General features: G+C 64.0%; 11 protein-coding genes, 1 tRNA gene and 3 rRNA genes. 9 read left to right on the top strand and 6 right to left on the bottom strand.

Annotation, left to right across the window (positions count from 1 at the left end):
* The first annotated feature begins 47 nt into the window (after window positions 1-47).
* Window positions 48-968, top strand: a complete 921-nt coding sequence (gene nudC / locus PWF70_RS18055; protein ID WP_006360074.1) for an NAD(+) diphosphatase — start codon at window positions 48-50, stop codon at window positions 966-968.
* A gap of 70 nt (window positions 969-1038) precedes the next feature.
* On the opposite strand, the gene PWF70_RS18050 is transcribed toward nudC, so the two are convergent.
* Entirely contained in the window at window positions 1039-1323 is a 285-nt protein-coding gene (locus PWF70_RS18050) for a mycoredoxin (protein WP_006360073.1), read from the bottom strand.
* Window positions 1324-1444: 121 nt separating this feature from the next.
* On the opposite strand from PWF70_RS18050, the gene PWF70_RS18045 reads away from it, so the two are divergent.
* Window positions 1445-3577 carry an ATP-dependent DNA helicase UvrD2 gene (locus PWF70_RS18045; RefSeq protein WP_286352984.1) on the top strand — a complete coding sequence of 711 codons (2133 nt, stop codon included), beginning with the start codon at window positions 1445-1447 and terminating at the stop codon, window positions 3575-3577.
* Between the two features lie 600 nt (window positions 3578-4177).
* A complete protein-coding gene (locus PWF70_RS18040) occupies window positions 4178-4468 on the top strand; it encodes a WhiB family transcriptional regulator (protein WP_006360070.1) in 291 nt (96 codons plus the stop codon).
* A 60-nt stretch (window positions 4469-4528) separates the two neighbouring features.
* Here the strand turns inward: PWF70_RS18040 and PWF70_RS18035 are convergent, their stop codons facing one another.
* The 3 genes from PWF70_RS18035 to PWF70_RS18025 form a co-directional block, all read right to left on the bottom strand.
* Window positions 4529-5845, bottom strand: coding sequence for an ABC1 kinase family protein (locus PWF70_RS18035; protein WP_155225466.1), 1317 nt, complete (start codon window positions 5843-5845; stop codon window positions 4529-4531).
* A gap of 15 nt (window positions 5846-5860) precedes the next feature.
* Window positions 5861-6772, bottom strand: coding sequence for a hypothetical protein (locus tag PWF70_RS18030; RefSeq protein WP_006360806.1), 912 nt, complete (start codon window positions 6770-6772; stop codon window positions 5861-5863).
* An 87-nt stretch (window positions 6773-6859) separates the two neighbouring features.
* Complete coding sequence (locus PWF70_RS18025; protein ID WP_006360805.1) at window positions 6860-8329, bottom strand: zinc-dependent metalloprotease; 1470 nt, start codon at window positions 8327-8329, stop codon at window positions 6860-6862.
* Between the two features lie 107 nt (window positions 8330-8436).
* Between PWF70_RS18025 and PWF70_RS18020 the strand changes: the two genes are divergently transcribed.
* On the top strand, window positions 8437-9501 hold the full coding sequence (locus tag PWF70_RS18020; RefSeq protein WP_075863897.1) for a YlbL family protein: 1065 nt from the start codon (window positions 8437-8439) through the stop codon (window positions 9499-9501).
* Between the two features lie 24 nt (window positions 9502-9525).
* Here PWF70_RS18020 and PWF70_RS18015 read toward each other — a convergent pair whose 3' ends face one another.
* On the bottom strand, window positions 9526-10083 hold the full coding sequence (locus PWF70_RS18015) for a PPA1309 family protein (RefSeq protein WP_075863896.1): 558 nt from the start codon (window positions 10081-10083) through the stop codon (window positions 9526-9528).
* Between the two features lie 174 nt (window positions 10084-10257).
* On the opposite strand from PWF70_RS18015, the gene PWF70_RS18010 reads away from it, so the two are divergent.
* A complete protein-coding gene (locus PWF70_RS18010; protein WP_075863895.1) occupies window positions 10258-13248 on the top strand; it encodes a UPF0182 family protein in 2991 nt (996 codons plus the stop codon).
* Between the two features lie 83 nt (window positions 13249-13331).
* On the opposite strand, the gene PWF70_RS18005 is transcribed toward PWF70_RS18010, so the two are convergent.
* Window positions 13332-13613, bottom strand: a complete 282-nt coding sequence (locus PWF70_RS18005) for a hypothetical protein (RefSeq protein ID WP_006360800.1) — start codon at window positions 13611-13613, stop codon at window positions 13332-13334.
* A gap of 228 nt (window positions 13614-13841) precedes the next feature.
* On the opposite strand from PWF70_RS18005, the gene PWF70_RS18000 reads away from it, so the two are divergent.
* The 4 genes from PWF70_RS18000 to rrf all read left to right on the top strand — a co-directional run bounded on the left by PWF70_RS18000 (window position 13842) and on the right by rrf (window position 19982).
* Window positions 13842-13918 (top strand) — tRNA-Met (locus tag PWF70_RS18000).
* A 738-nt stretch (window positions 13919-14656) separates the two neighbouring features.
* Window positions 14657-16179 (top strand): 16S ribosomal RNA (locus tag PWF70_RS17995).
* Window positions 16180-16621: 442 nt separating this feature from the next.
* Window positions 16622-19754, top strand: a 23S ribosomal RNA gene (locus tag PWF70_RS17990).
* Window positions 19755-19865: 111 nt separating this feature from the next.
* Window positions 19866-19982: ribosomal RNA gene (gene rrf, locus PWF70_RS17985) — 5S ribosomal RNA — on the top strand.
* The 16S, 23S and 5S rRNA genes sit together here, the layout of an rRNA operon.
* Window positions 19983-20055: the final 73 nt, after the last annotated feature.

Genomic DNA, 20055 nt, shown 5'->3' with positions numbered 1-20055 from the left:
GTCGCACCGAGTACCCCGCACCGACCACCGAAAAGGGACACACCGACGTGCACTTCGAACTGGTCCAACAGCCGCTGCTGTCGCGCGCGAGCTTCCACCGCGCCGACGAGATCCGCGACGACGCCGAGCGGATGCTGGCGGGATGGCCACAGGCGAAGGTACTGCTCATCGACTCCAACGGTCGGTACCCGGTCGGGGAGTCCGGTGTGCTGCACTGGGTTCCGGCGACCACCGTCGCCGATGCGCCGCCTGCCGACGCGGTGATCCTCGGCATCGTGGACGGCGTCGACCGGTGGGCGCGCCGCGTCGACCACATCGACGGACCCACCGACGACGCGCGTCGTGGCGCGGTATATCTGACGCCGGACGAGGCGGGCCTGCTCGTCACTGCGCTGGGAATCCTGAATTGGCATGAGACGGCAAGTCATTCGCCGGTCGACGGGTCGGCGACCCAGCCGGCGCGTGGCGGTTGGGTGCGTCGGAGCGTCCAGTCCGGCCGGGACGAGTTCCCGCGCACCGATCCTGCCATCATCACCGTGGTCCACGACGGCGCCGACCGGATCCTGTTGGGACGCCAGGCCGTCTGGCCCGATGGCTGGTATTCGACGCTCGCCGGGTTCGTCGAACCGGGGGAGTCGCTCGAACAATGTGTACTGCGCGAGGTACACGAAGAGGTCGGCATCGTGGTTCGCGAACCGCGCTACCTGGGCAGTCAGCCGTGGCCGTTCCCTCGCTCGCTGATGCTCGGCTTCGCCGCGATCGGCGATCCCGCCGACGAACTCGCCTTTCTCGACGGTGAGATCGGCGATGCGCAGTGGTTCCATCGCGACGAGGTGCGCGAGGCGCTGTCGCGGGACGGGTGGACGCGTGCCGATCCCGGGCCCGACGGCGAGGCGCCCCGGTTGCAGCTGCCCGGATCGATCTCCATCGCACGCACGCTGATCGAGTCCTGGGCCGCGGCCCGGTAACCACGCCGCGCACCCCGGAGACGAGAAACCCGGGTCCGGCGAGGGCCGGCCCGGGTCTCAGGTCACGAGATCAGACGCCGAGCTTCTTCTTGACCTCGGCGATCGAGGGATTGGTCGCGGTCGTGCCGTCGGCGTAGAGCACGGTCGGGACGACGTGGTTGCCGCCGTTGACGCTGCCCACGAAATCGGCGGCATCCGGGTTCAGCTCGATGTCGATCTCCTGCCAGGGGATACCACTCGCCTTCAGTCCGGTCTTCAGGCGGGCGCAGTAACCACACCACGAGGTGGTGTACATGGTCAGTTCGCCGGTGTCGGAGTTACGGGCGCCGGCCTCGTCGTCGATCACGTTGCTCATGACTGCCATAACACCACGCATGCGCGGGCTGTTCCCGCCGGCGCATGCGATCGACGACGTGGGACGCGTCACCCACAAGCCCGATCGCCGGTCCGAAAGAGCGTCGGTGGGTGGTGACATAGTGGAGTCCGTGCGCCACCCGACCTTCCCCGCGAACCCCGATGCCCGCTCCCGCGATGCCGGCGCGGTCGAGGGACTCGACCCGGAGCAGTCCGCGGCCGTCCTCGCACCGCGCGGCCCGGTATGTGTGCTGGCCGGCGCGGGTACGGGCAAGACGCGCACCATCACGCGCCGCATTGCCCACCTCGTCGACACCGGGCAGGTGAATCCCGGCCAGGTCCTCGCGGTCACGTTCACCGCCCGCGCGGCGGGTGAGATGCGGACCCGGTTGCGGAGCCTCGGCGTCGGCGGCGCCACCGGCAACGTCGCCGCCCAGACCTTCCATGCCGCGGCGATGCGGCAGCTGCGCTACTTCTGGCCGCGCGCCTTCGGTGATGCCCGGTGGGAGCTGCTCGACAACAAGTTCCCGCTCATCTCGCGCGCCGCGCGCCGCGCCGGACTCGACACCGCGACCGACACCCTGCGCGACCTGTCGTCGGAGATCGAATGGGCCAAGGCCACGCTGATCTCGCCGGAGAACTACGTCGAGGCGGTCGGGCGCCTCGGACGCGAGTCACCCGCGCCCCCGCAGAAGGTCGCCGCGGTGTACGGCCATTACGAGGACTCCAAGGTCTCGCCGGACGGCGATCGCCTTCTCGACTTCGACGACATGCTCATCTACATGACGCAGATCCTGACCATCGAACCCGGCGCGGCCGACGAGTTCCGCTCGCGTTACCGGTGTTTCGTCGTCGACGAGTACCAGGACGTGACGCCCGTCCAGCAGGGTCTTCTGGACGCCTGGCTCGGCGAGCGCGACGACCTGACGGTCGTCGGCGACGCCAATCAGACGATCTACACGTTCACCGGCGCGTCCCCGAACTACCTGCTCGACTTCAGCCGCCGCTTCCCGGAGGCGACGGTCGTCCGGCTGGAACGCGACTACCGGTCCACGCCCGAAGTCGTCGACCTCGCCAATCGCGTGATCGGCGCCGCGCGCGGGCGCATCGCCGGCACCCGGCTCCGTCTCATCGGCCAGCGCCCGTCCGGTCCGCAGCCGCAGTTCGCCGAGTACGACGACGAGCCGGCCGCCGCCACGTCGATCGCGATCGAGATCAAGCACCTCATCAAGGCGGGTGTCGCGCCGTCGGAGATCGCGATCCTCTACCGCGTCAACGCCCAGTCGGAGAACTACGAGCAGGCGCTGACCGAGGCCGGCATCCCGTATCAGGTGCGCGGTGGCGAGGCGTTCTTCGCGCGGACCGAGGTGCGTCAGGCGATGCGGCAGATCGCGACGGTGGCCAACCGCGAGGTGAAGCCCGGTGTGACGACGATCGACGTCGTGCGCGCGGTCCTCGGCGAACTCGGGCTCACCGAGGAGGAACCGTCGGGTGCGCAGGCGCGCGCCCGGTGGGAGTCGCTGAAGGCGCTGGTGCAGCTCACCGAGGACATGGTCGCCGAGAACCCCGATCTCACGTTGCCGCAGCTGTCCGCAGAACTCACGACCCGGTCCGAGGCTCGCCACCCGCCGACGGTCCAGGGCGTCACCCTGTCGTCGCTGCACGCGGCCAAGGGACTCGAATGGGATGCGGTCTTCCTGGTGGGGCTGACCGACGGATCGTTGCCGATCAGTCAGGCCATCAAGGGTTCGTGGGAGGACGTCGAGGAGGAGCACCGACTGTTCTACGTGGGCGTGACGCGTGCCCGCGAGCACCTACATCTGTCGTGGGCCCTCGCCCGCAACGAGGGTGGCCGCGCCCGTCGTCGGTCCCGATTCCTGACCGATCTCATCCCCGACGATTCGCCGGCCTCGAAGATCGCGAAAGAACGTACGCCCCGCAAGGGACCCACATGCCGCGTCTGCGGCTCGCGGTTGATGGATTCGACGGCGACGCTGCTCGGTCGGTGCGCGGGGTGTCCGTCGGACCTGGACGAGAACCTCCTGGTCGCACTCAAGGAGTGGCGCCGGGCCCGCGCCCAGGCGAAAAAGGTCCCGCCCTTCGTGGTCTTCTCCGACAAGACGCTCACCGCGATCGCCGAACAACGGCCCACGGACACCGCTGCGCTGGTGTCGATCTCGGGGATCGGGGCGCAGAAACTCGACGAGTACGGCGAGGATCTCCTCGATCTCGTCAAAACCGCAGGTCAAAAATAGGTTGTGCGCTTTCTGGCGTACCGTTTAGGCTGATCTCCGTCAGCACACGGGTGGGAAACACTCTTGTGCCCACCAGGAGCCCATCGCTCATGTGGGAGCCGTCGAGAAGAGAGAGGAGCGGATCAGTGAACGGAAGCACCGTGAACCAGGCCGGCATCGCCGTGCCTGCGGCCAAGCCGAATCAGGCACACGCCGTCGTTCTGCGCGCCCGTCGCAACCGCTCCTGGCTGCCTGCAGTCTGCGCACGTCCGGTCGCCACTCGCGCGACCATTCCGGCACCGCCGGCCGACGCAGCGGCCCTCCCGGCGATCGCACAGCCCGCAGCGGCAGTGCATCCGGCAGCAGTCGCCGCGGCGGCAGCAGCGCACGTAGCGCCGCCGGCAACAGCTGCAGCAGCCCCCTCGCCGCATGGGTTCCCCGTACCGACACCGATTCTCCGGAGTTAGACCTCCGAGAACTTCGGGCCACGGGCGAATCGCAGAGGCGAAACCCGTGGCCCTCTTTTTGTCACCGAGCATCATCCCGGCAGGGATTCTCGGACCGGCAGCCACATCGAGGACATGGGTCACCAATCCCAAACGAGCAGATGTGGAGAAACCAATGACTGTCGATTGCGTACTCGAGTCCTGTCTCTCGGCGGACCGCGCAGCGACCGCCCAGCTCGACCTTCCCTGCCAGGTGGCCGACGCCGACCTGTGGTTCGCCGACAATCCCCGCGACCTCGAGCGTGCCAAGGCAATGTGTGCCGACTGCCCGCTGAAGACCCAGTGCTTGCAGGCGGCCCTGGATCGCGCCGAGCCCTGGGGCGTGTGGGGCGGCGAGATCTTCGAACGCGGCGCGGTGATCGCACGCAAGCGGCCTCGCGGCCGGCCGCGGAAGAACGCAGCCTGAGACAGAGAACAGCGACGCCGCGAGCAGTTGCTCGCGGCGTCGCTGTTCTGGTCGGGGGGATCAGTCGCCCAGACCGGGCACCCATTCCTCCATGATGGCGCGGTACGGTGCGTGCGCCTCGAGCTGCGAGGCGATCCCGACACAGCCGCCGAGCACACGGAACACCATCACGAACCGCTTGGGCACGTTGAGGTTCCGCGAAGTCTTGTAGACCTCGCCGCGCACGTCGGTCGCCTTGCCCGCGGCACGCTGCATCCACTTGCGTGTGAAGTGGAACGACTCGGAGTACAGCGGGTCGACGTACGGCCGCAGGTACGCCTCGAGGTCGGCGCTGGTGACCTTCGACGCATGCGACGGGCGGATGAACTCCGCCTCGACCATCAGTTCCTTGAGTTCGTCGTACTTCTTGTCGCGGGCGAGTCGCAGGATCGGCCCGGTCTCCGGAGGCAGTCCGCCGGGGTAATGGCCGACCGCACCGAAGTCGAGGACGCCGAACCGGCCGTCATCGGCGATGAAGAAGTTGCCCGGATGCGGATCGCCGTGGAGCAAGCCGACCCGGTAGGGCGAGCTGACCTCGAACTCGGCCATCTTCGCGGCCGCGTTGTCGCGGGTCTTCTGGTCGCCGGTCGTGATGACCTTCGACAGCGCGATCCCGTCGACCCACTCCGAGACCACGACCTTGGGTGCGCTCGCGATCACCTTGGGGATCAGGAAGTCCGGATGCCCGTCGTACACCTTGGCGAAGGCCCGCTGGTTCTCGGCTTCGCCGAGGTAGTCGAGTTCGGCCTCGGTGCGGTCGATGAGTTCGTCCATCATCGCCTTGACGTCGGTGCCCGGCGACAGCCGCTGCAGCAGTCCCGACATGCGCGACAACGTCTTCAGGTCCGCCTTGAGCGCGTGGTCGGCGCCCGGGTACTGGACCTTGACTGCGACCTCGCGCCCGTCGGACCACACACCCTTGTGCACCTGGCCGATTGACGCCGACGCCGCCGGCTCGTCGGAGAACTCCTTGAAGCGCTCACGCCAGCGGGTACCGAGCTGCTGGTCGAGCACCTTGTGGACCTTGTCGGCCGACATCGGCGGTGCTTCCGCCTGGAGCTTGGTGAGTGCCTCCCGGAACGGTTCACCGAATTCGTCGGGGATCGCGGCTTCCATGATCGACAGCGCCTGGCCCACCTTCATGGCGCCGCCCTTGAGCTCACCGAGGACCGCGAACAGCTGTTCCGCGGACTTCTCGAGGAGTTCCTGGTTGACCTCGTCCTTGTCTTTGCCGACCATGCGCTTGCCGAGCCCCGCCGCCGCACGTCCGGCCATACCGATGGGGAGAGAAGCCAACTTCGCGTTGCGACGACCCTGCCCCCGAGTGATGTCGGTCATAGCATCCTTTCCGCGTCACACAATAGACGACTTGAGCTGTTCGTCTCGCATCGCACGACAATCGCAGCTTGGGTGGGGTAACCATTCTCGGCGGTCCACTCGCACAGGATCATCGCGGAACTCCAATACCTGATTCAACAACTGCGGCGTGCCCCGCGCTGCGGCGGGGGAGGGCCGACGCAGCGCAGTGACCAGACGTTCGATCTGCCCGTGCGCGATCGCGGCGGTAGGCCGCACGATCGCGGGGTCGGGATCGCCGGGCGCGCGGATGAGCTGCACCGCCATCATCGGCCATTCCGGGTCGGCGTCCGAGCGATGGTGATCGGCGCACATCAGACAGCTCGACAGTCCCGGCAGGACGAGAGGGCCGACGATCCCGACGCCGTCGCGCGCCCGGACCAGCAGATGCGGAATCCGGGCCCTCGTCAGGGCGAAGACGACCCGTGGGTCGTGGACGAGGAAGTCGCTGAGGATCACGAGTCTGGTGTCGACGGTGTCGAGCGAGCCGTCGGCGCGTCGGCGCATCGTCCGCTGGACGTGCAGGCCCTGCGCCCGCAAGGACGCACCCAAGAGATCCGACAAAGGTCCCTGACCGTGGATCTGTATCCGGAACTCGGTCGGATCCGGACTCGCCGACGATGTGTCGGCCTCGCCACCCGTGATCGTCCGCCCGGCCGCGGTCAGACCGTCGAGGAGCGTCCGGATCTCGTCGTCGGCGAGCCCGGCCGCCGACGCCCGACGGATGAGTAGTTCCGGCGTGCACGGGCGTTCCAGCGTCCGCAGCATCGCCGCGACCGAATGCGCCGAGATCGCGTCGTCGAGCTCGATGATCACGCTGCCGGCCGGATCGATCCCCACATGCACCCGGTTGCCAGGCCGCACCAGGATCGATGTTCCCGGCCGGATGCGCGGGACCGTGATGGACATGACGCAACTCTGCCAGCGAAAACACCTCGCCGAGGTCGGTCGGGCCGGTTATCCACAACATGGGCGCGTACGGCGTCGACTGTGGAGTTATGAGCCGGCCTGACCGCTCTGTCCGTTCGGCCCGTCGTCCCCGGACTCGGTGTCGTCCTGTTCGGCGAGAGACTTCTCGAGCTGCGCGATGGCGTCGTCGAGTTCGGTGTCCTTGTGCAGGAGACGGTCGATGAATGCGGCCGGGTTGTCCAGATCGTCGGAGTCGGGCAGCAGGTCGGGGTGCGCCCAGACGCCGTCGCGGGTCGACAGATCGGTGGCCTCGAAGACCCGGCGCCACAGCTCTGATGCCTCACGCACCTTGCGCGGACGCAGTTCCAGGCCGACGAGGGTCGCGAAGGTCTGCTCGGCGGGGCCGCCCGAAGCGCGGCGTCGGCGGATGGTCTCGGTCAGTGCGCCGGTGCTCGGGATGCGGTCGCCGAGTGCCCGGGTCACGACCTGCTCCACCCAGCCCTCGACGAGAGCCAGGAGCGTCTCGAGGCGGCCGAGCGCGGCCTTCTGCTCGGGCGTGGTGGTCGGCTCGAACGACGTCGACGAGCTGATGAGCTCCTCGAGCTTCGACGGATCCGACAGCAGTTCGGTGGGATCGATGTTCGCCGTGGCGTCGGTGATCCCGCTGAAGTCGATGCTGATCCCGCGTGCGTACTCCTCGACCGTCGACAACAGGCGCTGACGCAACCAGCCGACGTGCGTGAAGAGCCGGACGTGCGCGGCCTCGCGCGCGGCGAGGAAGACGATGATCTCCTGGCCGGGCTGCTCCAGACCTTCGGCGAACTTCGCGATCGCCTCGGGGAGCAGGACCGCGATGCCCTCGGGTGCCAACGGCAGACCGATGTCGGTGGAGGTGAGCACCTCCTTGGCGAGCTGACCGAGACCCTGGCCGAGCTGCGTCCCGAAGGCCATTCCGCTCATCTGCGTCAGCATGCCCAGCATCGGGCCGGCGAACTGCGCGGCCTCGGCGGGGAGGTTGTCCTGCCAGGTGCGCGCGAGCTGCTCGGCGACCGGGTTGCACAGACCCTTCCAGGTGTCCATCGACTCCTCGAGCCACTGCACCGGGGTCCACGCGACGGTCTGGGTGACGCCACTGGGGAAGGTCGTCGCGTCGTCGAGCCAGACGTCGGCCAGTCGCACGGCATCGGCCGACGCCGAGATCTCCTTCTCCAGGATCGGTGTGAACGAACCGATCTGCTGGCGGGCGAGATTGGTGGCGACCTGATAGTTCACCGGACCGCCGCCGCCACCGGCCATCCCGGCGCCCATACCGCTGAACATGCTGCCGAGTTGGGAGAACATCTGGCCGAGCATGTTCGGGTCGAGGTTCGACGGGTCGAAGTCGCCGAAGCCCTGGCCGCCGCCGGAACCCTGTCCGCCCATTGCGAATCCGAACGGGTTGGCGCCACCGAAGGGGTTGCCGGGGTTGTCGCCCGGCTTGTCCTTGTCGCCGCTGTTCTTGTCGCGGTCGTCGTCGCCGTTGCCGGACGCCGAGAAGCCGAAGGGCAGATCACTCATACGTCCACCGTACCGCCCGGACAGGCGCGTTCACGGCGTCGGATGTTCGCCGTGCGCGTAGCGACGCCGGGACCGTCCCCGGAGGTCGGGGCACTATCGTGTGCGGAATGAGTTCGAGCCCTCGCTTCCGCCGGATCGCCACCGCTGCGGTCAGTGCCCTGGTGTTGCTGGCGTTGCTCGTCGTCGGCACGCAGGTGCAGGTGCCCTACGCCGCGCTCGGTCCCGGTCCGACGCTGAACACGCTGGGCATGACGAAGGTCGAGCAGGACGGCAAGGTCGTCGAACGCAGGGTCGTACAGATCGATGGTGCCCCCGTCGACAAGACCACCGGCAACCTCAACCTGACGACGGTGTCGGTCAGCGACGGGCTCACACTCTTCGACGCACTGGGCATGTGGCTGTCCGGGAAGTACGCGCTGACCCCACGTGACGAGGTGTATCCGCCGGACCGCACCACCGAGCAGGTGCAGGAGGAGAACGCCCTGCAGATGACCGGATCGGAGGAGAACGCCACCGTCGCGGCGCTGCGTTTCCTCGACCGTCCCACGGTCCTGCGGATCGCCGGTGTGGGCGCCGAGGGCCCGTCGGCCGGTGTCCTGCAGGCCGGTGACGTGGTCACCCGGGCCGGGGGCGTCGAGGTCGAGACGAGCGAGGAACTGCGCGACGTCGTCTCGAAGAACCCGCCGGGCACGGTGCTGCCGCTGGAGATCGTGCGACAGGGCACGCCGCAGACGGTGAGCGTCACGCTCACCGCGCATCCCGACGACGCGAAGGCCGGATTCCTCGGGGTCGCGGCCGAGGTCGCCAATGCCGACCCGTCGCTGAAGGTCACCTACACCGTCGGCGACATCGGCGGGCCGTCGGCGGGCATGATGCTGGCGCTGTCGGTCATCGATCAGCTGAGCCCGGGCGAACTGACCCACGGCAAGTTCATCGCGGGAACCGGCACGATCACCGCAGACGGGGACGTCGGGCCGATCGGCGGCATCACCCACAAGACCCGAGCTGCGCACGACGCCGGTGCCACGGTGTTCCTCGTCCCGGCCCGCAACTGTGCGGAGGCCGTCTCCGACCGTCCCGACGGCCTCGAACTGGTGAAGGTCGAGACGCTCGACGGCGCGGTCGAGGCGCTGGATGCGGTCGGCGAAGGTCGTCCTGCCCCGACCTGCTGAGTCGGCCGAACTCGGTCCGGCGGTTCAGGCCCCGGGGTCGTCGGGAGTGAAGGTACCGGCGAGCGCCGCGCGCAGCTCGGTCCCGAGCTGCGGATGCGTGAGGGTCTCGATCTCCTCGCCGGGCTGATGGCGTAGCCGCATGATCGCGAGGTCCGGGCCGCCGCGCAGCACGCCCGCCACCAGACGCGCCTGCTCCGACGCGCCATCCGAATCGCCTGCGGCCGGGTCGGTTCCGTCCACGACGTAGCGCGGCGTGCCGTCATCGCCGGGCGCCGGGGGAGCGACCACGATCTCGATGGCCACCGCGGCGCCGGCGACCGCGTCCGGCCAGACCGCCGAGGCGAGGAACGCGTCGAGGTCGGGGCACTCCTGCTCGATCGGCGTGAGGACGGAATCGGCGTCGTCTCCGAGAACGTCCGGTGCCTGCTGCGCCAGGACCGCGGTCGGTGCGAGGGCGAACACCGACGGCTCCTGGCCCCAGCCCGCGGCGTCGACGTGGTCGAGGATCTCGCTCAGCGCGCTCCCGAGGTCGTCGGTGGAGAAACCGCGGGGCGTCGAAGGGGGTGTTTTGGGGTCGGACACCCGCCCATCTTGCCCCGACGAGGCCCGTACCACGACCCCGGGGAACCCGTTCCGACCCCGGATCGTTGTCCCGAAGCCCGAGTGTGATCGGCACCCGGGTGGTGCCAGTACAGTGGGCACCACGCCCAGGCTGCTCGTCACGCAGGGCGTTGTCCGGATTGAGAGCTTTGGAGAGTGGGTCTGGTGGGCGTCCGAGGGCCGGCAGGAATGCCGACACTGTCACGCAGGAGCAAGATCGTCATCGGACTCGGCGTTGCCGTGCTGGTCCTCTTGCTCATCGGACCACGACTGATCGGTCTTGCCACCGACTGGCTGTGGTTCCGCGACGTCGGGTATTCGAGCGTGTTCAGCACGGTCATCTGGACCCGCGTCATCCTCTTCCTGATCACGACGCTCGTCGTCAGCGTGATCGTCTTCGCCGCGGTCGCCCTCGCGTACCGGTCACGGCCGGTCTTCGTGCCGACCGCGGGCCCCAACGACCCGCTCGCGCGCTACCGGACCGCCGTCATGACCAAGGTCCGCTGGTTCGCGGTGCTGCCGGCCCTGATCATCGGCGCACTCGCCGGTCTCGTCGCGCAGGGTTCCTGGGCCACGGTCCAGATGTTCCTGCACGGGACCCCGTTCGGTCAGAAGGACCCGCAGTTCAACCTCGACATCGGCTTCTACGCCTTCGACCTGCCGTTCTATCGGTTCGTGCTGAACCTGCTGTTCGTCGTGGTCGTCGTGGCGTTCCTGGCCAACCTGGTCACCCACTACATCTTCGGCGGCATCCGACTCGGTCAGGGCGGGGGATCGGTCACCATGGCCGCCCGCATCCAGCTCGCGGTCCTGGCCGGGACCTTCCTGCTGCTCAAGGCGGCGGCGTACTGGCTCGACCGTTACAACCTGCTGTCGAGTTCGCGGAAGTCCGAGATCTTCCCGGGCGCCAGTTACACCGACATCAACGCGGTGCTGCCGTCCAAGCTCATCCTGATGGCGATCGCGATCATCTGTGCCGTCGCCTTCTTCGCCGCCGTCGTGCTGCGTGACCTTCGTATCCCTGCCCTCGCAACCGTGCTGATGCTGTTCTCGGCACTGCTGATCGGCGTGGGCTGGCCGCTGACCATGGAGCAGTTCTCGGTGAAGCCGAACGCTGCCCAGAAGGAGGCCGAGTACATCCAGCGGGCCATCAACTCCACGCGGGAGGCCTACGGCATCGGGCCCGACAAGGTCATCACGCAGAAGGACTGGACGGCCCAGCCGGCGAACCCCGCGCTCGTCAACAGCGACACCCCGACGCTGTCGAACGTGCGCATCCTCGACCCGAACGTGGTCTCGCCGACGTTCATCCAGCAGCAGCAGCGGCAGAACTTCTACGGCTTCCCGACCCAGCTCGCGGTCGACCGCTACAAGATCGACGGCGAACTCCGCGACTTCGTGGTCGCAGTGCGTGAACTCGACCCGAGCCGGTACCTCGAGAACCAGCAGAACTGGCTGAACAAGCATCTCGTGTACACGCACGGCAACGGCTTCGTCGCCGCGCCGGCGAACCGGGTGAACGAGTCGGTCGACGAGAACGACATCGACGGTGGTGGCGACCCGTTCTACTACGTCAGCGACACCACGAACTACCAGACCGAGGCGTACAAGCGTGACGCCCCGATCAAGGTGACGCAGCCGCGTATCTACTTCGGTGAGCTGCTCGCCAAGATCGATCCCGACTATGCGATCGTCGGTTCCGAGGGCGGCGAACCCCGCGAGCACGACATGGGTGACGCCAAGTACACCTACCAGGGCCCGGCGGGCGTCCCGCTGAGCAACTGGTTCAGCCGACTGCTCTATGCGGGCAAGTACGCGGAGCGCAACTTCCTGCTGTCGGGGGAGATCACCTCGGCGTCGAAGATCATCTACAACCGCGACCCGCGGGACCGCGTCAAGCAGGTCGCGCCGTGGCTGACCGTCGACTCCAAGACCTATCCCGCGGTCATGGAGGACGGCTCGATCAAGTGGATCGTCGACGGGTACACCACCCTCGACAACTTCCCTTACTCGCAGCCGACGTCGCTGCAGAGCGCGACCGCCGACGCCCAGGATCTCAATCCCGGACAGACCGGACGCACGCAGGTCAACAAGACCGTGTCGTACGTCCGCAACTCGGTGAAGGCCACGGTCGACGCCTACACCGGTGACGTCCAGCTGTACGAGGTCGACACCGAGGACCCGGTTCTCAAGACGTGGATGAAGGTCTTCCCGGATTCGGTCGCCTCGCGTGCCGAGTTCGACAAGCAGACCTCGCTCCGCGAGCACGTCCGGTACCCGGAGGATCTGTTCAAGATCCAGCGGGCGCTCCTGACGCGCTACCACGTCGACACCCCGGGGACCTTCTTCCAGGCGAACGACTTCTGGTCGGTGCCCTCCGATCCGACGAGCCCCGACGCCGAACAGCGCGGACTCGATCAGCCACCGTACTACTTCGTGGCCTCGGATCCGGAGAGCAAGCAGGCATCGTTCCAGCTCACCTCGGTGCTCACCCGACTCAACCGGCCGATCCTCGGTGCCTACATCACCGTCTCGTCGGACCCGTCGAACTACGGGCAGATCACCGTCAAGGAGCTCCCGAGCAACAGCCAGCGTTCGGGACCGAAGCAGGCCTTCAACCCGATGAAGACCGATGGTCGAGTCGCCGAGTCGCTGAAGTCACTCGAGAACACGGCGAAGGTCACGTTCGGCAACCTGCTGACGCTGCCGGTCGGCGACAACGGAATCCTCTACGTGGTCCCGATGTACGCGCAGGCCCAGGGCGAAGAGGCCTTCCCGCGGCTCTTCCGGGTGATCACCCGCTATGAGCCGAAGGAGCGTGAGGCCCGGATCGGTTACGCACCGACAACGGCCGAGGCGCTGCGCCAGGTCGGGATCACGCCGGCCGCCGGTGTGGTTCCAGGTGAACAGCAGTCCGAGGGCGCGCCGGACCAGTCCGAGCAGCAGGGTGGGACGACCAACCCGCAGCTGCCGACGCCGCCGCAGGGCGGAACGCCTGAACGCGACGCCGCGGTGAAGGCGATCGGGGATGCTCTCGGTGCGCTGCGCGATGCGCAGACCAAGGGCGACTTCGCCGGCTACGGCCAGGCCCTCGATCAGCTGAACAAGGCTGTCGCGCAGTACGAATCACTGCCCGAGCAGAACTAGCCGGACAGAATCCGATCGATGCGCCCCGGTGAGGGGCGCATCGATCGGGAGAAGGAAGCCGAGCGCTGCTGCGCCGGGTATCGCTAGCCGCGATACTTGCGCACGTAGCGCTCTTTCTCGTCCGGGGTGTTGTCCGGCAGAACCGGGCTGTGGTGATACCGGTGGCCGATGGTGTAGAAGATCGAGATCGCGCAACCGAACGCGGCGACCATGACCAGCGCGAAGAGGACTGCGTGGCCCGTGTTGCCGGCGGCCATGTGGACCAGCCACAACGCCGCGGACAAGAAGCCGCCGAGTGCGAGTACAAAGCCGATGAAACTCATCGGGTGGTTGCCATGGCTCTCATGATGGAAATGGGCGGACATGGTTCCCTCCTCGGTAGTGGGTCAGCCCGGATCGGGTAGCGCCGAGTGTACGCCCGAGAGTGACTCAGCTCACAACGGTCGGCGCTGCTGTTGCCGGACGTAGCGGCGCAGTGACCTCCCCTTTACCCCCATCGGTGACCGCCATCACAGGTATTCGTGCTGGTCACAGGCGGTTGCGGAATCGATTTGCATCGCTGACAAACGCGTGTGTAACGTTGTCTTCACCAACGCGGGGTGGAGCAGCTCGGTAGCTCGCTGGGCTCATAACCCAGAGGTCGCAGGTTCAAATCCTGTCCCCGCTACCAACACAAGAACCCCCGCCCGGGACACCCGGGCGGGGGTTCTTGCATGTGTGCCCAAGGTTCGTGGCTCGCCGGCCTGGGAAGGGCGGACAACTCGGGTCGTTCCCAGCAGGGGATCACCCGTAGAGCGGGTCGGCTTCCGCCATGGCGTGCACGCCGACCTCGCTGTTCGTCCTCGGACGAAGCTACTGACCAGGCGATTTGACGCTGGCGACCCATGTGCGTAACTTATGTCGAGTCAGCGAGCCACGGCGCCGCCCCGGAGGACCTGAGAGGGTCTGACTGGTGGGGAGTGGAGACCGGGTTTTTCGTTGGCCGCCCCTGATCTTCTGGTTTGAGACTTGGTGTCTCGGGCTGGGTGTGTGGGGTTGCTGGACTGTCCTGGTGCGCGGATCTTCGGATTTTGCGGGCGGGGTTTGGGTCTGGTAGGCTGGAAGAGTTGCCCCGGAGACGGGGTGGCGGTGGAAAGTCGGAACGAAGTCTGCTGGTGAAAGCCCTTGTGGGGGTGAGTGGCTGGTGGGTGTGTGTTCTTTGAGAACTCGATAGTGTGATGATGAATTGTCTGATGCCATTTTTTTGGCATCGTGCATTCTTTATGGATGTTGATGTTTGTTTTTTGTGTGGCGCTCGGCTTTGTCTGGGTGTCACATGTTTTGCTAGTTTTGGATTGGTCAGGTTTTGCTTTCCTGATTGTGTTGAAACGCTGGCGCCTTGTGGGTGTTGGTTTTGTTTCGCTATTTTTTCATGGAGAGTTTGATCCTGGCTCAGGACGAACGCTGGCGGCGTGCTTAACACATGCAAGTCGAACGGAAAGGCCCAGCTTGCTGGGTACTCGAGTGGCGAACGGGTGAGTAACACGTGGGTGATCTGCCCTGAACTTTGGGATAAGCCTGGGAAACTGGGTCTAATACCGGATATGACCTTGGAGTGCATGCTCTGGGGTGGAAAGCTTTTGCGGTTCAGGATGGGCCCGCGGCCTATCAGCTTGTTGGTGGGGTAATGGCCTACCAAGGCGACGACGGGTAGCCGACCTGAGAGGGTGATCGGCCACACTGGGACTGAGACACGGCCCAGACTCCTACGGGAGGCAGCAGTGGGGAATATTGCACAATGGGCGCAAGCCTGATGCAGCGACGCCGCGTGAGGGATGACGGCCTTCGGGTTGTAAACCTCTTTCACCAGGGACGAAGCGCAAGTGACGGTACCTGGAGAAGAAGCACCGGCCAACTACGTGCCAGCAGCCGCGGTAATACGTAGGGTGCGAGCGTTGTCCGGAATTACTGGGCGTAAAGAGCTCGTAGGCGGTTTGTCGCGTCGTCTGTGAAATTCTGCAACTCAATTGTAGGCGTGCAGGCGATACGGGCAGACTTGAGTACTACAGGGGAGACTGGAATTCCTGGTGTAGCGGTGAAATGCGCAGATATCAGGAGGAACACCGGTGGCGAAGGCGGGTCTCTGGGTAGTAACTGACGCTGAGGAGCGAAAGCGTGGGTAGCGAACAGGATTAGATACCCTGGTAGTCCACGCCGTAAACGGTGGGTACTAGGTGTGGGGCTCATTTCACGAGTTCCGTGCCGTAGCTAACGCATTAAGTACCCCGCCTGGGGAGTACGGCCGCAAGGCTAAAACTCAAAGGAATTGACGGGGGCCCGCACAAGCGGCGGAGCATGTGGATTAATTCGATGCAACGCGAAGAACCTTACCTGGGTTTGACATACACCAGACGCATGTAGAGATACATGTTCCCTTGTGGTTGGTGTACAGGTGGTGCATGGCTGTCGTCAGCTCGTGTCGTGAGATGTTGGGTTAAGTCCCGCAACGAGCGCAACCCTTGTCCTGTATTGCCAGCGGGTTATGCCGGGGACTTGCAGGAGACTGCCGGGGTCAACTCGGAGGAAGGTGGGGATGACGTCAAGTCATCATGCCCCTTATGTCCAGGGCTTCACACATGCTACAATGGCTGGTACAGAGGGCTGCGATACCGTGAGGTGGAGCGAATCCCTTAAAGCCAGTCTCAGTTCGGATTGGGGTCTGCAACTCGACCCCATGAAGTCGGAGTCGCTAGTAATCGCAGATCAGCAACGCTGCGGTGAATACGTTCCCGGGCCTTGTACACACCGCCCGTCACGTCATGAAAGTCGGTAACACCCGAAGCCGGTGGCCTAACCCCTTGTGGGAGGGAGCTGTCGAAGGTGGGATCGGCGATTGGGACGAAGTCGTAACAAGGTAGCCGTACCGGAAGGTGCGGCTGGATCACCTCCTTTCTAAGGAGCACACAACATCACCCATTTCTGCCGGCGTATGTCTGTGCGGTGGGTGTGTGTTCGAGGGTGAAACATCAGACAGCCCTGTTCGATGTTCTGTCACAGGACGGAATGTTGGGGGTACCGCTTTGGCTGTGAGGCCGGTGGGTTCACGTCACACTATCGGGGTTCTGAGAGAACACGCGGCATGCCTTCGGGTGTGTGTCGGGTTGTCTCTGACCTAGCTGTTCGGTCAATCATGCTGGTGAGGTGTCCTGTGATGGGGCGCGGAGGTGTGGGCGGTCAGACGGTGTGTGTTGTTTGAGAAGTGCATAGTGGATGCGAGCATCTTTATTTCAAATCAACGTTGACGTTGGTCTGTGATTTAGCAGAAATTTGTTTGTTTTGTGATGTCTACATTCGATCCTCGTTCTTTTGGGGTGGGGGTGGTTTGTAGGTGTTGTTGTAAGTGTGTAAGGGCGTTCGGTGGATGCCTTGGTACCAGGAGCCGATGAAGGACGTGGTAGGCCGCGATAGTCCTCGGGGAGTTGTCAAACGAGCTGTGATCCGAGGGTGTCCGAATGGGGAAACCCAGCACGAGTGATGTCGTGTTACCCACCTCTGAATGTATAGGGGGTGTGGAGGGAACGTGGGGAAGTGAAACATCTCAGTACCCATAGGAAGAGAAAACAAAAGTGATTCCGTGAGTAGTGGCGAGCGAAAGCGGATGAGGCTAAACCATGCGCATGTGATACCGGGTAGGGGTTGTGTGTGTGGTGTTGTGGGGTTCATCTTCTTCCATCTACCTGTGGAAGCGTGAGTCAGAAAATCGTGTGTTAGGTGAAGTGGCCTGGAATGGTCTGCCGTAGACGGTGAGAGTCCGGTAGCTGAAAACACATGGTCTTGCGTGATGGGTGCCCAAGTAGCAGCGGGCTCGTGGAATCTGCTGTGAATCTGCCGGGACCACCCGGTAAGCCTGAATACTTCCTGGTGACCGATAGCGGACAAGTACCGTGAGGGAAAGGTGAAAAGTACCCCGGGAGGGAGTGAAATAGTACCTGAAACCGGACGCTTACAATCCGTCAAAGCCTGTGCCTCTTCGGAGGGTGGGTGATGGCGTGCCTTTTGAAGAATGAGCCTGCGAGTTAGTGCTCGGTGGCGAGGTTAACCCGTGTGGGGTAGCCGTAGCGAAAGCGAGTCTGAATAGGGCGTTTGAGTCGCCGGGTCTAGACCCGAAGCGGAGTGATCTACCCATGGCCAGGGTGAAGCGACGGTAAGACGTCGTGGAGGCCCGAACCCACTTCAGTTGAAAATGGAGGGGATGAGTTGTGGGTAGGGGTGAAAGGCCAATCAAACTCCGTGATAGCTGGTTCTCCCCGAAATGCATTTAGGTGCAGCGTCACATGTTTCTTACCGGAGGTAGAGCTACTGGATGGCCGATGGGCCCCACAGGGTTACTGACGTCAGCCAAACTCCGAATGCCGGTAAGTGAGAGTGTGGCAGTGAGACTGCGGGCGATAAGGTTCGTAGTCGAGAGGGAAACAGCCCAGATCGCCGGCTAAGGCCCCTAAGCGTGTACTAAGTGGAAAAGGATGTGGGGTCGCGAAGACAACCAGGAGGTTGGCTTAGAAGCAGCCACCCTTGAAAGAGTGCGTAATAGCTCACTGGTCAAGTGATCCTGCGCCGACAATGTAGCGGGGCTCAAGTACACCGCCGAAGCCGCGGCACTCACACGTTAGCCCGTTGATGTTCTACGGAGTGTCAACCAGGTGTGTGGGTGGGTAGGGGAGCGTCCTGCATCCGTGGAAGCCACAGAGTGATCTAGTGGTGGAGGGTGTGGGAGTGAGAATGCAGGCATGAGTAGCGAAAGAAGAGTGAGAAACTCTTCCGCCGAATGACCAAGGGTTCCTGGGCCAGGCTAATCCGCCCAGGGTGAGTCGGGACCTAAGGCGAGGCCGACAGGCGTAGTCGATGGACAACGGGTTGATATTCCCGTACCCGTGTATCCGCGCCCATGCTGAATCAGTTGTACTAACCATCCAGATCCCCCAGGAGCACCTTCGGGTGCCGGGTGGGGTGATGCATGGGACCTTGGCTGGTAGTAGGCAAGCGATGGGGTGACGCAGGAAGGTAGTGGGGCCAGTCAGTGGTTGTACTGGTGTAAGCCTGTAGGGCGTGTTCTAGGCAAATCCGGAACACATATAGCCTGAGAGGTGATGCGTAGCCGTTGCGGCGAATTCCATGATCCTATGCTGCCGAGAAAAGCCTCTAGTGAGTTGGTACACGGCCCGTACCCCAAACCAACACAGGTGGTCAGGTAGAGAATACTAAGGCGATCGAGAGAACTGTGGTTAAGGAACTCGGCAAAATGCCCCCGTAACTTCGGGAGAAGGGGGACCCAGACCGGTGACGAGATTTACTCTCTGAGCGGGTGTGGGTCGCAGAGACCAGAGAGAAGCGACTGTTTACTAAAAACACAGGTCCGTGCGAAGTCGTAAGACGATGTATACGGACTGACGCCTGCCCGGTGCTGGAAGGTTAAGAGGACCGGTTAGTCACCTTTGGGTGGCGAAGCTGAGAATTTAAGCCCCAGTAAACGGCGGTGGTAACTATAACCATCCTAAGGTAGCGAAATTCCTTGTCGGGTAAGTTCCGACCTGCACGAATGGCGTAACGACTTCTCTGCTGTCTCAACCACAGACTCGGCGAAATTGCAGTACGAGTAAAGATGCTCGTTACGCGCGGCAGGACGAAAAGACCCCGGGACCTTCACTATAGCTTGGTATTGGTGTTCGGTTCGGTTTGTGTAGGATAGGTGGGAGACTGTGAAGTGGGCACGCCAGTGTTCATGGAGTCGTTGTTGAAATACCACTCTGATCGTATTGGACTTCTAACCTCGGACCCTGATCGGGTTCAGGGACAGTGCCTGGTGGGTAGTTTAACTGGGGCGGTTGCCTCCTAAAAAGTAACGGAGGCGCCCAAAGGTTCCCTCAGCCTGGTTGGCAATCAGGTGTTGAGTGTAAGTGCACAAGGGAGCTTGACTGTGAGACGTACATGTCGAGCAGGGACGAAAGTCGGGACTAGTGATCCGGCACCGGCAAGTGGAAGCGGTGTCGCTCAACGGATAAAAGGTACCCCGGGGATAACAGGCTGATCTTCCCAAGAGTCCATATCGACGGGATGGTTTGGCACCTCGATGTCGGCTCGTCGCATCCTGGGGCTGGAGTAGGTCCCAAGGGTTGGGCTGTTCGCCCATTAAAGCGGCACGCGAGCTGGGTTTAGAACGTCGTGAGACAGTTCGGTCTCTATCCGCCGCGCGCGTAAGAAACTTGAGGAAACCTGTCCCTAGTACGAGAGGACCGGGACGGACGAACCTCTGGTGTGCCAGTTGTCCCGCCAGGGGCACTGCTGGTTAGCTACGTTCGGAAGGGATAACCGCTGAAAGCATCTAAGCGGGAAGCCTGTTCCAAGATGAGGTTTCTCACCCCCTTTTGCGGGGTTAAGGCCCCCTACAGACCATGGGGTTGATAGGCCAGAACTGTACGCACAGCAATGTGTTCAGGTGACTGGTACTAATCGGCCGAGGACTTACCAACAACACCCACAACATCACCAAACAACAGTTTTTGGTGTGTTCGCATCCACTATGCATCTTCTGAGACAACACACAACAAACAAACAAACCGTTGTGGATTGTTTCATAAAGTTACGGCGGCCATAGCGGAGGGGAAACGCCCGGCCCCATTCCGAACCCGGAAGCTAAGCCCTCCAGCGCCAATGGTACTGCACCTTAATCAGTGTGGGAGAGTAGGACACCGCCGAACACAACATCCCATTGTGGCCCTACACGAGTAATCGTGTAGGGCCACAATGCATTTCCGGGGCTGTCGCTGATAG

Source organism: Gordonia sp. Swx-4 (assembly GCF_030316175.1).
Taxonomy (GTDB): domain Bacteria; phylum Actinomycetota; class Actinomycetes; order Mycobacteriales; family Mycobacteriaceae; genus Gordonia; species Gordonia alkanivorans.
This window is presented reverse-complemented; position numbering and strand designations above follow the sequence as displayed.

Coding starts and splice junctions, on each gene's coding strand:
- PWF70_RS18005 (WP_006360800.1), bottom strand. CDS start 13,613: ATGTCCGCCCATTTCCATCATGAGAGCCATGGCAACCACCCGATGAGT.
- PWF70_RS18020 (WP_075863897.1), top strand. CDS start 8,437: ATGAGTTCGAGCCCTCGCTTCCGCCGGATCGCCACCGCTGCGGTCAGT.
- PWF70_RS18025 (WP_006360805.1), bottom strand. CDS start 8,329: ATGAGTGATCTGCCCTTCGGCTTCTCGGCGTCCGGCAACGGCGACGAC.
- PWF70_RS18030 (WP_006360806.1), bottom strand. CDS start 6,772: ATGTCCATCACGGTCCCGCGCATCCGGCCGGGAACATCGATCCTGGTG.
- PWF70_RS18040 (WP_006360070.1), top strand. CDS start 4,178: ATGACTGTCGATTGCGTACTCGAGTCCTGTCTCTCGGCGGACCGCGCA.
- PWF70_RS18050 (WP_006360073.1), bottom strand. CDS start 1,323: ATGAGCAACGTGATCGACGACGAGGCCGGCGCCCGTAACTCCGACACC.
- PWF70_RS18035 (WP_155225466.1), bottom strand. CDS start 5,845: ATGACCGACATCACTCGGGGGCAGGGTCGTCGCAACGCGAAGTTGGCT.